Raw genomic sequence first — 12,307 nt, forward strand, 5'->3', positions numbered from 1 at the left:
CATCGCAGTCTCCAGGTCAGGTGGGCTCCAGGTCGTGTGGGCCAGGTCACACGCTACTCCGGAGGGCTGACACGCGTCAGTGGCGCCGGCGCACCGGTGCCCGGACGAGGTCGAGCTCGAACCAGACGGTCTTGCCCAGCCCGCCGTCGTCGGCCGCGTCGTGCGTCTCCACGCCCCAGCGGGCCGCGCTGCGCTCGAGCAGCCGCACGCCTCGGCCGCCGGGTTCGTGCGGCTCGGGAGACAGCAGGCGTGGTGTCGACGTCGATCCGTCCCGCACGGACACGCGCACCGCACGATGGCCGACCTCCACCGTCGCGAGCACGGGTCCGACGGCGTGCTGCACGGCGTTCGTCAGGAGCTCGCTCGTCAGGAGCATCACGAGTCGGCGCACCTGGTCGTCGACGTCACAGCTCTCCAGCACGTCGTCGACCCACCGGCGTTGCTCGCCCACGGCGCGCGAGCAGTGCTCCATCGGCCGGCGGTTGACGGTCGGCCTGCCCGGGCGCGGCAGGTGCCGGGCCGAGTACCGGGCACGCACCGCGAGGACCGCGACGTCGTCGCGCTGGCGTCCGCCCACGAGGCGCCGCACGAGGGTGTCGGGCACGGTCGACGTCGCGGCACCGTGCTGCGCACCGAGCGCGACCCGGAGCATCGCGACCCGTTCGTGGAAGGCCGTGCCCCGCTGCTCGACGAGCCCGTCCGTGTACAGCAGCATCGTGTCGCCCTCGGAGAGCCGCAGGAGGTGGTCGTGCCGTGCGCTGCCCGGTCGCACACCGAGCATGATGTCCGGTTCTCCCGGCGCGTCCTCGACCGTCCCGTCGGCGCGGAGCACGAGCGGGGCGGGGTGGCCCGCGGAGGACCACAGCACGTCGAATCCCTCCGGCGTCCGGTCGACGCGGGCCACGAGCGCCGTCCCGCTGGCGTGCAGGCCCAGACCGCTGTTCGCGCGGTCCAGCAGGCGCAGCAGCGTCGCCGACGGCTCGTCCTGGCACCACGCGAACGTGCGGAGCATCGAGCGCAGCTGCCCCATGTGCGCCGCGGCGTGCATGTCGTGGCCCGTCACGTCGCCGATCATCAGGACGGACGCGTCGTCGTCCAGCACGACGGCGTCGTACCAGTCGCCGCCGACCTGGTCCGTGCGCGTCGCGGTCGAGTACGTCGCGGCGAGCTCGATGCGGTGCACGGACGGCAGCTCGGACAGCATGGCCGACTGGAGCGTCGTGGCGACGCGGTGGCGTTCCTCGAGCAGGCGGACGCGGTCGAGCGCGTGGGCGACGTACGACGCGATGGCGGTCTCCGTCTGGATCGAGTCCTCGTCGTGCTCGCGACCGGTGTCCCACTCGAGGGCGACCATCCCGAGCAGCCGGTCCCCGGCGACGGCGGGCAGGAACGACCGGGCACCGGCGTGCGGCTCGCCCAGGAGCTCACCGATGGCCGGGTAGGCGGCGGCGAACTCGGCGTGGTCCCGGAAGAGCTGGGGCACACGGCTGCGCGCGGCCAGCGCAGACGGGCGGTCGTCGTCCAGGCGGAACCTGCGGTAGGACTGGGGGACGCCCGGCTCGAGGTGGTGCAGGGTGGTGTAGGTCATGCTCGTGCCGGTGGGATCGAGCACGGCGAGGCCGGCGTAGCGGGCGCCGATGGTGGTGGCCACGACGGACAGCTTCTCCGTGACGTCGTGCACCGACGTGGCCGTCGCGAAGGTCTCCGACAGGCCCAGCAGGAGCCGTGCGCGGCGGTTGGCGGTGAGCGCTGCCCGCTGCATCCGTCGTGCCCGCGCCTGCGCGAGCCGCAGCCGCAGCTCCGACGTGCACGCGGACGCGAGGTCGGTGAGCGTGGCGAGCTCGTCCGCGGTCCAGGTGTGCGGCCGGGCGTCGATCGCGCACAGCGAGCCGACGACCTCTCCGCGGGGGTCGAAGATCGGGAAGCCCGCATAGGCCCCGACGTGGAGCTCGTCGATGGCCGGGTTGTCGGCGAGCCAGGGGACCCGGCGCGTGTCCTCGACCACGAGCGGCCTGGACGACTGGACCACGTGGCGGCAGAACGAGTGGGAGAGCGGGGTGCGGCGGTCCGTCTGGTACGGCTCCGGCAGCCCCTGCGCGCCGGGGAAGACCTGCTCGTCCTCGAGCACGAGCGTGACGAGCGCCGACGACACGCCGAGCTGGCGTTTGACGAGCCGCGCGAAGCGGTCGAACGACTCGTCTGCGGTGGGGGTCGTGAGCCCCGCTCGCGCGAGCTCACTGATCGCCTCCACCCCGGTCATGCTCCAGTATGACCAGGACAGCCCGGATCGCGACCGGTCGGACCGCTCCGCGTCCGGACGGAGCCCGTGACGAGTCGCCTCAGACCTCGATCAGCCCACGCCGGTGTGCCAGGGACACCGCCTCGGCACGCCCCGATGCGCCCAGCTTCGCGAGCACGTTGGACACGTGCACGCTCACCGTCTTCGCCGAGATGAACAGACGTTCGCCGATCTGCCGGTTCGAGAGCCCTTCCGCGACGAGCAGGAGCACCTCCTCCTCGCGGCCGGTCAGCAGCGTCGAGGTGGTGCGGCGCAGACCGGGCAGGTCCAGGCGTGCACGCCGGGCGAGCGAGCGGACGGCCTCGGCGAGCGGTGCGGCACCCATCGCCATTGCCTCGTCGAGGGCCTCGGTCGCGACGACGTGTGCCCGGTCGCGCTCGTCGGCGGCGCACAGGGCCTCCGCCTGGCGGAACCGCGACCGTGCCGCCTCGTAGCGGTAGCCGTAGTCGAACGCGCGGGTCGCCTCCTCCCACAGGGCCGGGTCGTTCTCCCCGGTGAGACGCGCGTGCTCCGCGACCGCTCGCGCGAGCCAGGCGACGCCCTCGGGCCCGAGCCGGCCGCCGCGTGGACGCCCACGCTCCGCGGTCGTGCGCGCGGCCTCGAGGAAGGGGGCGCCCCGGTCGACGAGAGCGGTGGCGTCGGGCGACGCGACGCCACCGCGGACCCGCGCGGCGTCGGCGGCGTCCGCGAGCGCCGCGAGAGCGAGGGCCGACAGCCAGATGCGCCCGAGGAAGTAGTCGCTCCAGGTGCGGCCGAGGTACTCGACGAGCTCGACAGCGAGGTCGACCGCGGCGTCGAAGCGGCGGGACCAGGTCAGCGCGTCGATCGAGCAGCCGCCGGAGATGAGCGCGATCTGGCCGTCGCGAGACCAGTCGCGGCGCAGCGCCGCACCGCGCTCGATCGTGTCGACGTCTCCGCGCGCGGTCGCCGCGTAGAGCTGGACGCCGTTGAGAGCGGGCGCCGAGCCCTCCGGGACCGTCTCGCCCGTGCTGGCCGTGGGCGAGAGGTCGCCCAGCACGTACCGGACGAGGTCCTCGAACAGGCGCAGCTCGACGCCGTACGTGCTCCAGCCCAGACCGGTGGCCCGGGCGCGCGCGACGCCGTCGCGGGTCACGTCGTAGGCCCGGGTGATCTGGCCCGCGTAGTAGCGGTTGGCCGCGAGGTTGTACCAGCAGCGCAGCTCGGTCGAGATGTCGCCCGCCTCGACGGCACGCTCGCGAGCACGGGCGAGCAGCTCGGCTGCGCGGTCGTCGTCGTCGACCTCGAGGACGGCCAGCGTCGTGAGGGCGTCCGCCTCGACGTCGGGCGCGTCGAGCTGGTGCGCCGCGGCGAGCGCCTCCGCCGCGACCTCGGCGGCGAGGTCGTCCTGGTCCGCGTTCATCGCTGCGCGGGCTCGCGTCGCGAGCGTCCACGCACGGGCCAGCGTCGGCGGTTCGGCGGGCAGGACGGCGAGGGCCGCCCGGGTGTGCTCGAGGACCTCGTCGATGCGTTCGAACCCCAGCAGGTACCGCGAGACGACGTGGCGCAGCGACGCCTGACGCTGCGGGTCGTCGTCGGTCGCCGCGAGCGCCGCACGGGCCAGCGCGACGGCGCGGTCCGGGTCGCCGGAGCGGTCCGCGGCGCCCGCTGCGGCGAGACCGACCGTGACGCGGTCCTCGCCGAGCCGCTCCGCGGCGTCGGGCACGGCGGACCACAGGTCCAGGACCTGCTCGAGGTGGCGCAGCTCCTCGGCCGGGGCGAGCACCCGTGCCGCCTTGCGCGCTGCGGCGCGCGACGCGGAGAGCGCGGCGGGGAGGTCGTGCGCGGCGAGCGCGTGGTGCGCGCGCAGGGCGGGGGAGCCGAGCGTCCGGTCTCCCTCGAGCGCGGCGAGGTAGGCACGGTGCACGCCGACCCGCTCGCCGGGCAGGAGGTCGGACGCGACGGCCTCGGCGAGCAGCGCGTGCCGGAACACCACGGTGTCGCGCCCCGCTCGGCCCGGGTCGCTCTCGACGGCGAGCACGTGGTGCGCGATCGCCTCGCGCAGCGCCCGGTCGAAGGCGGCCGGGTCGTCGCCGGGCGCCGAGCCCTGCGCGAGCGCGGTGCGCAGCAGGGGCTCGCCGACCTGTCGGCCGGACACCGAGGCGGTCCGCGCGAGCGCCTGCACGGCCGGGTCGAGCGACTCCAGGCGCGCGCGCAGGACGTCCGCGAGGGACCAGGGCAGCTCGTCGCCCGGTCCCGCCTCGACGAGCTCCTCCGCGAAGTAGGCGTTGCCCTCGGACCGGGTGCGGACCGACTCGAACGCGTCGTCGGGCAGGCGGTCGCCCGCGACGCCGGTCGTGAACTCGCGCAGCTCCGCCGCGGTGAAGGGCTCGAGGTCCAGGTGGTCGACGCGCGGGTGGCGGCGCAGCTCCGCGAGGGCGGGGCGCAGCGGATGGCGGCGGTGGAGGTCGTCCGAGCGGTAGCTCGCGACGACGGCGACGTGCTCGGACCGCAGGCGCGCGACGACGAAGCGCAGCACGTCGCGGCTCGACGGGTCGGCCCAGTGCAGGTCCTCGAGCACGAGCACGAGGGGGGACTCGTCCGTGCCCGACGCGGCGAGCGCGGCCGCGATGCTCTCGAAGAGCTGGAGGCGTTCACCCTGGCTCTGCTCGTCGTCCGCCGGGACGGCCGTGTCCAGGAGGCGCGCGAGCGCGGGGCGCTCCGCCACGATCGCGTCCACGGAGCCGTGCACGGATCTCAGCGTGGTCAGCGCCTCGGTGAACGGCAGGTAGGGCAGCCCGACCTCCCCGAGGTCGACGCAGTGTCCCCAGACGACGGTCGCCCCGTCGTCCGCCGCGCGCTCGCCGGCCCGTGTCAGCAGGCGTGTCTTCCCCACGCCGGCGTCGGCGCCGACGAGTGCGACGCCCGGCTCTCCGCGACGCGCGCGCTCGACCGCGCCCGCGAGCCTGTCCAGCTCGGACGTGCGGGCGACGAAGGGCGCGCGTGCGGAGGGCCTGGGCACGGAGCCCATCCTTCCAGCCGGGACCGACACGGTGCGCCTCGTGGCGGTGCCGCCGTTCACCGCGACGGGGGCGTTCCTCGGCGACCGTGCGCGCGCAGCCGGCGGAGCAGCGGTCGGCTCGCCCGGCGGTAGTCGTCGCGCTGCTTCTCCCGGTGGTAGGAGAGCTCGGCCTCGAGGGCCGGTCCGAACTGCATGCTCATGGTCTCGTCCCCGTTCCGCAGACCCCGTGCCTGCCTGACGGCCACGTTCGTCCTGAGTCCCCGGTCCGGGGATCGGTCGTCCTCGCACACCTGGCGGGGCGGTGCGCCTCAGATCGGCGACCGACCGTCCTCACGCACGTCTGAGGTACCTCAGACGTGCGTCGGCGCCGCGGCGGTTCGACGGGCCGTTCGGAGGCCCTTCGGCGGCGCGGGGAGCCGGTCGGGCGCCGCCGGAGACGCAGAATGTGCTCCAGGTCACCCTTCCCGTTGCGTGGTGGGTAGGGACGAGCGCAGACTGGACTGAACCTGACCCGCTGTGGGGGTGACCTCGTGACCGAGACCTACGACATGCTGCCGATGCTGGGCCGTGGCAAGCACCGCAACCCGAAGAGGGGCGCGTGCTTCATGGAGCTGGCGTCCTATCTCGCGGGGGAGAGGTGGAGCGACCATCCTCGGTGCACGCACCCGCTGCTCGCGATGCTCGCCCGGGCGGTGAACGACCTCACGATCGACCCGGAGCGGCCCCGGCTGGCGCCCCTGATCCCCTCGGTCATCGGCCTGACGAGCACCGACCCGCACTGGGACGTGCGGATCGCGCTGCGGGCGGCCGTCACGGCTCTCCCCGTGGCCCCGGCGGACCGGCAGCAGACCTTGGCGGTCGCGATCATCGGTGCCGAGAAGATGCTGGACGTCCTCGACGACCGTCCCGCCGGCACCCTCAGCCCGGAGTCGGCCGACGCGCTCGCGTCGTGCCCGCAGACCGCGCGCTGGGCCCAGCGCTTCTGCGAGGGCGCACGGTTGCGCCCCCACCGGTTCGTGCGTGACGCCGCGCCGAGCGTGATCTCCGCCGCGGTGCAGGGGATCGCCGAGGCGTGCGTCGCGGACCCGGACGCCCGGCTCCGGGCGCTCCTGGAGGCCACGGTCGACGACTGCCGGTCCTGGGCGGACGCGGATCCCGCACCCGTGCTCGCGCCGGAGTCGTGGAGCCCCGTCGTCCGGTCCGCCACGGGTGCACGCTGACCGGGCGCGGGCATCGTGAGCGTCACCGGCGACGGCATCGACGATCCCGCCCTCGCGCTGGCTATCCGGGCGGCGGTCGACCCGTCCGCCCCCCCGAGCGGGACGGGGTGCCTCGAGTGCGACCGTGACGGCGGGTGGTGGGTCCACCTGCGTCGGTGCGCCGCGTGCGGGCACGTCGGGTGCTGCGACTCGTCGCCGAGCCGGCACGCGACCGGCCACTACGAGGAGACCGGCCATCGCGTCATGCGCTCGTTCGAGCCGGGCGAGGACTGGTTCTGGGACTTCGGGACGCAGCAGACCCTGGCCGGGCCCCACCTCGCCGCACCCCTCTCCCACCCGACGGCACAGTCGGCGCCGGGACCGGCGGACCGCCTGCCCGACGACTGGTCGTCCCGCCTGCACGACTGACACCAGCCTCGCGTGAGCCTCGCGTGAGCCCGGGCTCGGCGGACCGCACCCTGGTGCGGATCGACGCCCTCGCTCCGCCGTGCGAGCCGGGATCTGCGGGCAACGGATCTGCGCGATCATGCCGCTACCTGTTGAGTTTTTGTGGTGGAAGATGTTTAGTTCTGTGGAACGGTGTGTGCGCCGCGGCCGACGACGGTCGCGGCGAGGAGCGAAGTCGCTCAGGCCGCACGCCGTCGATCGACAGAACCGCTCGACGAGGAGGGCTCCGACCCATGCACCCGATGACAGCGTCATCACGATCCCGAGGACGCCCGCGCCGCGTCCTCGCCGCGGCACTGGCGGCCGTGCTCACCGCGCCGCTCGCCGTCGCCACGGCGGTCAGCGCCGGGGCGGCGCCCGAGGAACCGGCGGCGGTCGCCGACGTCGGCCTGGACAACGGGCTCAAGGGGGAGTACTTCCTCTCCGGCGGCCCGAGCTGGCCGCTGACCGACCTCCGGGCCACGATCCCGGACCAGCGGATCGAGTTCCAGAACCTCGTGCCGACGTTCCAGGAGCTGACCGGGAGGGGCGAGCGGACGTCCGCCCGCTGGACCGGCTCGATCACGCCCGACTACAGCGAGGCGTACACGTTCTCCGCGATCGGTGACAACGGCTTCCGCCTGTGGATCGACGACGAGCTCGTCATCGACCACTGGGTGGACGACTGGGACGTCGAGCAGGTCTCCGAGCCGATCGAGCTCGAGGCCGGCCAGGACTACGAGTTCCGCATGGAGATGTTCCAGAACACGGGCGGCGCGCACCTGCGGCTGCGGTGGCAGAGCCCGTCGCAGGAGCGGGAGATCGTCCCCACGGACGCCTTCACGTACCCGGACGACTTCGTCGTCTTCCCCGCGCAGGCCGGCATCGAGAGCGACGGCACGAGCCTCAACGTGACGTTCGACGGCGCCGTGGGCGGCGTCGACGAGAGCCTCGTCGACCACCTCAAGGTCCAGGTCGACCAGCTCGCGTGGCCCGTCGCCGAGGTCGCCGCGCAGGGCGACGTGCTCGGGATCACGCTGGCCGAGCCGGTCGACCGCGACTCCGCAGCGCGCCTGGTGTACGACGGCGAGGGCGACCTGACGGTCGGTGGCGAGCCCGTGGGCTCGCTCAACCTCCCCGTCACGAACGACTCCGAGTTCCGCATCCAGACCCCCTGGGCGGACGACTTCGACCCGGAGAACCCGCTGCCCGAGTACCCGCGCCCGCAGCTCACGCGCGACCAGTGGCAGAACCTCAACGGGGTGTGGCAGTTCGAGCCGGCGTCCGAGGACGCGGAGGCGCCGCACGGCCGCGACCTGGACGAGGAGATCGTCGTCCCGTACGCCGTGGAGTCCGCGCTGTCGGGCATCGAGCGGCGTGAGGACGACATGTACTACCGCCGCACCATCACGGTCCCCGAGGACTGGGCGGTCGGGACCGACAACCGTCTGCACGTCAACTTCGGTGCCGTCGACTACGAGGCGACCGTCTACCTCAACGGCACCGAGGTGGGCAGCCACCGCGGTGGCTACGACGCGTTCTCGGTCGACGTGACCGACGCCCTCGTCGAGGGCGCCGAGCAGGAGCTCGTCGTCCACGCGGTCGACACGACCGACGGCAGCAACCAGGCCGTGGGCAAGCAGACGCTCAACCCGGGCGGCATCTTCTACACGCCGACGTCGGGCATCTGGCAGACGGTGTGGATGGAGCCCGTCCCGGTCGCGGCGATCGACGACGTCGTCACGACACCGGACATCGAGGCGGGCGTGCTCGCCGTCACCACGCAGTCGGAGTCCGCGTCCGACGGCGCCGAGGTCACCGCCGTCGTGCGCGACGCCGAGGGCGACGAGGTCGGCACCGCCACCGGTGCCGCGAACGAGCAGCTCACGGTCGAGATCCCGGACGCCCACCTGTGGTCGCCCGAGGACCCGTACCTGTACGACGTCGACGTGACGCTCACGGACGGGACGGCGACGGACACCGTCGCGTCCTACGCGGGGATGCGCTCGATCGAGGTCGCCGAGGTGAACGGGGTGAACCGCATCCTGCTCAACGGCGAGATCACGTACCTCATGTCGACGCTCGACCAGGGCTACTGGCCGGACGGTCAGTACACGCCCGCCTCGGACGAGGCGTACGCGTTCGACATCCAGGCGCACAAGGACCTCGGGTTCAACACGCTGCGCAAGCACATCAAGGTCGAGCCGGCCCGCTTCTACTACCACGCCGACACCCTCGGCCTGATGATCTGGCAGGACATCCCGTCCGGCTGGTTCAACGACGGCGACACCCAGGCCGAGTCCCGCACGTTCTGGGAGTCGGAGATGAAGGAGATCATCGACCAGCTCCGGTCGGTGCCCTCCATCGTCGGCTGGGTCACGTTCAACGAGGGCTGGGGCGAGTGGAACCTGCAGGACACCGCGCGCATCGGCAACGAGATCGACGCGTACGACCCGAGCCGCATCCTCAACACGCACTCGGGCTACAACTGCTGCGCGTCGAAGGGTGACTCGGAGACGGGCGACATCATCGACCACCACTCCTACACCGGACCGGCCCTGCCGAAGCCGGACGCGAACCGTGCGTCCATCGACGGCGAGCACGGCGGCTTCTCGATGAGCACCCCGGGCCACATGTGGCCGGGCGTCTCCGCCAACCCGTACGGCGGGGTGGCGAACAGCGAGGCGCTGACGGACGCGTACGTCCAGAACACCGAGAAGCTCGTCCGCCCCGCGCAGTGCTACCTGTCCGGGTCGGTCTACACCGAGATCTCCGACGTGGAGAACGAGCTCAACGGGTTCTACACCTACGACCGTCGCGTCCTGAAGATGGACGCCGCGCGCGTCAAGGACGTTAACGAGCGCGTGATCGCTGCGGCGAAGCAGGGCACCGGCCCCGTGGACCCGGGCACTCCCGGTCTCGAGGGCGTCGGTCGCTGGTCGTTCGACGAGGGCTCCGGCACGACCGCGGCCGACGGCGTGGGGGACCACGCGGCGTCGGGCACGGGCGAGTGGGTGACCGGGCACGACGGCACGGGCTCGGCGATCCACCTGGACGGCGAGGACGACGCGTTCGAGACCGAGGGCCCGGTGCTCGACACGACGGGCTCCTACACCGTCTCGGCGTGGGCGCAGTTCGACGAGAAGCCGGGGAACTGGGCGACGATCGTCGGCCAGGACTCGGTGACCGGGGCGAGCGCGTTCTACCTCCAGTACGGCGGGGACGGCACGTTCGCGTTCTCGTACCTGGACGAGCCGCGCGCGACGTTCCAGGTCGACCCGGTGCTGGGCGACTGGTACCACGTCGTCGGCGTGCGCGACGCCGACGCGCAGACCCTGACCCTGTTCGTCAACGGCGAGCAGGTCGGTCAGTCCGACGTCTGCGGCGGCGTCAGCCCGAGCGGTCCGCTGACGATCGGTCGCGGCCAGTGGAGCGGCAACCCCGTCGACTACTGGCCCGGCACGATCGACGACGTGCGGGTCTTCGACCGCGCACTGTCGGCCGACGAGGTCGCCGACGTCTACGCGGACGACGACGAGGCGCCGGCGCTCGAGGTGACGGCTACCGCCGACACCCGCTGCCTGGCGGGCGCGGCCTACGTCGCGGTGCGCGCGACGAACGACGACGACGTGCCGGTCGACGTCACCCTCACGACGCCGTTCGGGTCCAAGACCGTGAACGACGTCGCACCGGGCAAGAGCGCGTACCAGTCGTTCAAGGTCCGGGCGGAGTCCGCGGAGGCGGGCTCGGCGACGGTGACGGCCACGGGTGAGGTCGACGGCGAAGCCGTGACGACGGAGCTCGACGCACCGTACGAGGCGCCCAGCTGCGGCTGACGCCGAGGTAGCACCGCAGCAGCCGAGGTCGAACGGTGGTCTGTCGCAGGAGGTCCGGGGTGAGCAACCCCGGCTCTCCCGGCAGGCCACCGTTCTGCTCCGACGGGTGCGTGACCGGCGCCCCGACAGGATCGGGGAGGCCGGCTACGCCAGCGCCTTCGACTTGAGCTGGGCGAACTCGTCCGCGTCGATCACGCCGGCGTCGTGGAGCGCCTTGGCGTCGGCGATCTCGGTGGCCGGGGATCGTCCGGTGCTCGCCGTCGCACGCACGTAGTCGTCCATGATCTGCTTGCGGGCGCGGTCCTCGTCGGAACGGCGCTCGGCCATGCCTCGGCCGCGCGCGATGACGTAGACCAGCGCGGCGAGGTACGGCGCGACGATGAGGACGATGATCCACAGCGCCTTCCACCACCCGCTGAGGTTCTTGTCACGGAAGAGGTCGGCCACGATGTAGAAGAGCAGCATCAGGTAGGCGATGAAGAAGAACCACCACACCATGAGCCAGAGCCAGTCCCAGAAGCTGTCCATGCTGCACCCCTCGTGTCGAGGTCACGGACTCCCGTGACCACCCCACTGTCGTGCCGACGCGCGGGGAGATCCTCACCCGCCGGGGGTGGGAGTGGCCTCACGACGGATGTGCAGGACCCGCGCGACGCCGGGAGACTCCGGGTCGTCGACGATCTCGCGGCCGTCCAGCCAGCTCGACACCACGTGCGCGAGCTCGCCCGGGTGGCTGAAGTTCATCGCGTGCGCCGCACCCTCGATGACGACGACGGCGAGGTGCGCCGGAGCGAGCCGGCCGAGCTCACGCACCCGGGAGGGCGGGGGCATGAGCGGGTCGCGCGTGCCCACCACGGCGAGCGTCGGGACCGGGGTCCGCAGCATCCGCTCCAGGGACGGGAAGCGAGCGAGCTCGCTGAAGGTGCTCAGCGTCGCGACGGGGCCGAACCGCAGATAGTCCGGTACGGCGATACGCGCCATGGCCGGGCTCTCCCGAACGGCGTCGCGGGCGAGCTGGACCAGTGCCCGCGGAAGGGGCTGGTTGTGCATCCCGCCCGCGGGCGACGCCAGGACGATGCCGGCGACCCGGTCGGGCGCCAGGTGCGCCACCTCCAGGCTGACGGGTCCGCCCATCGAGTTGCCGAGGAGCACCACGCGTTCGAGACCGAGTGCGTCGAGCAGGCCGAGGAGCGCCTCCGCGAGCCCCGGGATGTCGAGCGTCGTCCGCCGCGGTGCGCTGCGCCCGTACCCCGGCAGGTCGGGGACGAACGTGGTCGCGCGGTGAGCGAGGCGCGCCGCGGTCGGCAGGAGGCTCGTGCCGGAGACCCCGAACCCGTGCACGTGCACGATCGGGACGCTCCCCGGCACCTCGGGGCCGGCCCGGACGAACATCTCGTAGCCCGCCACCTCGATCGTCCGACCGTCCCACGCGACGTCGTCCATCCCGTGATTCTGCCAGAGCAGCCCGCGGACGGTTCCGGACCAGGACCACGGTCACCCGCAGCGGGTGAGGTTGAGCCCCGGGTGCGCTGTGACGCTGGGACGG

8 protein-coding genes are annotated in these 12,307 nt (G+C 73.0%); 3 read left to right on the plus strand and 5 right to left on the minus strand.

The window, feature by feature from the left end; all coding sequences use genetic code 11:
* Positions 1 to 76: 76 nt before the first annotated feature.
* The 3 genes from IF651_RS10935 to IF651_RS10945 form a co-directional block, all read right to left on the minus strand.
* On the minus strand, positions 77 to 2,260 hold the full coding sequence (locus tag IF651_RS10935; RefSeq protein WP_191829157.1) for a SpoIIE family protein phosphatase: 2,184 nt from the start codon (positions 2,258 to 2,260) through the stop codon (positions 77 to 79).
* 79 nt (positions 2,261 to 2,339) lie between these two features.
* Positions 2,340 to 5,279 carry a helix-turn-helix transcriptional regulator gene (locus tag IF651_RS18030; protein ID WP_338403904.1) on the minus strand — a complete coding sequence of 980 codons (2,940 nt, stop codon included), beginning with the start codon at positions 5,277 to 5,279 and terminating at the stop codon, positions 2,340 to 2,342.
* A 56-nt stretch (positions 5,280 to 5,335) separates the two neighbouring features.
* Positions 5,336 to 5,479 (minus strand): hypothetical protein, encoded by a 144-nt coding sequence (locus IF651_RS10945; RefSeq protein WP_191829159.1) that lies wholly within the window; start codon positions 5,477 to 5,479, stop codon positions 5,336 to 5,338.
* Positions 5,480 to 5,809: 330 nt separating this feature from the next.
* Between IF651_RS10945 and IF651_RS10950 the strand changes: the two genes are divergently transcribed.
* The 3 genes from IF651_RS10950 to IF651_RS10960 all read left to right on the plus strand — a co-directional run bounded on the left by IF651_RS10950 (position 5,810) and on the right by IF651_RS10960 (position 10,761).
* Positions 5,810 to 6,499 carry a hypothetical protein gene (locus tag IF651_RS10950; protein WP_338403905.1) on the plus strand — a complete coding sequence of 230 codons (690 nt, stop codon included), beginning with the start codon at positions 5,810 to 5,812 and terminating at the stop codon, positions 6,497 to 6,499.
* Between the two features lie 15 nt (positions 6,500 to 6,514).
* Positions 6,515 to 6,907: a UBP-type zinc finger domain-containing protein gene (locus IF651_RS10955; protein ID WP_338403906.1), complete on the plus strand. Its 393-nt coding sequence runs from the start codon at positions 6,515 to 6,517 to the stop codon at positions 6,905 to 6,907.
* A gap of 272 nt (positions 6,908 to 7,179) precedes the next feature.
* Complete coding sequence (locus tag IF651_RS10960) at positions 7,180 to 10,761, plus strand: LamG-like jellyroll fold domain-containing protein (protein WP_206715272.1); 3,582 nt, start codon at positions 7,180 to 7,182, stop codon at positions 10,759 to 10,761.
* A 144-nt stretch (positions 10,762 to 10,905) separates the two neighbouring features.
* Here the strand turns inward: IF651_RS10960 and IF651_RS10965 are convergent, their stop codons facing one another.
* Positions 10,906 to 11,289 (minus strand): SHOCT domain-containing protein, encoded by a 384-nt coding sequence (locus IF651_RS10965; RefSeq protein ID WP_191829160.1) that lies wholly within the window; start codon positions 11,287 to 11,289, stop codon positions 10,906 to 10,908.
* Positions 11,290 to 11,361: 72 nt separating this feature from the next.
* Entirely contained in the window at positions 11,362 to 12,204 is an 843-nt protein-coding gene (locus IF651_RS10970; RefSeq protein ID WP_191829161.1) for an alpha/beta fold hydrolase, read from the minus strand.
* Between the last annotated feature and the right edge of the window lie 103 nt (positions 12,205 to 12,307).

It is taken from the genome of Cellulosimicrobium arenosum (genome assembly GCF_014837295.1).
Taxonomy (GTDB): Bacteria; Actinomycetota; Actinomycetes; order Actinomycetales; family Cellulomonadaceae; genus Cellulosimicrobium; species Cellulosimicrobium arenosum.

Excerpts from the sequence above, each read along its gene's own strand:
- IF651_RS10935 (WP_191829157.1), bottom strand. The coding sequence starts at position 2,260 with ATGACCGGGGTGGAGGCGATCAGTGAGCTCGCGCGAGCGGGGCTCACG.
- IF651_RS10945 (WP_191829159.1), bottom strand. The coding sequence starts at position 5,479 with ATGAGCATGCAGTTCGGACCGGCCCTCGAGGCCGAGCTCTCCTACCAC.
- IF651_RS10960 (WP_206715272.1), top strand. The coding sequence starts at position 7,180 with ATGCACCCGATGACAGCGTCATCACGATCCCGAGGACGCCCGCGCCGC.
- IF651_RS10965 (WP_191829160.1), bottom strand. The coding sequence starts at position 11,289 with ATGGACAGCTTCTGGGACTGGCTCTGGCTCATGGTGTGGTGGTTCTTC.
- IF651_RS10970 (WP_191829161.1), bottom strand. The coding sequence starts at position 12,204 with ATGGACGACGTCGCGTGGGACGGTCGGACGATCGAGGTGGCGGGCTAC.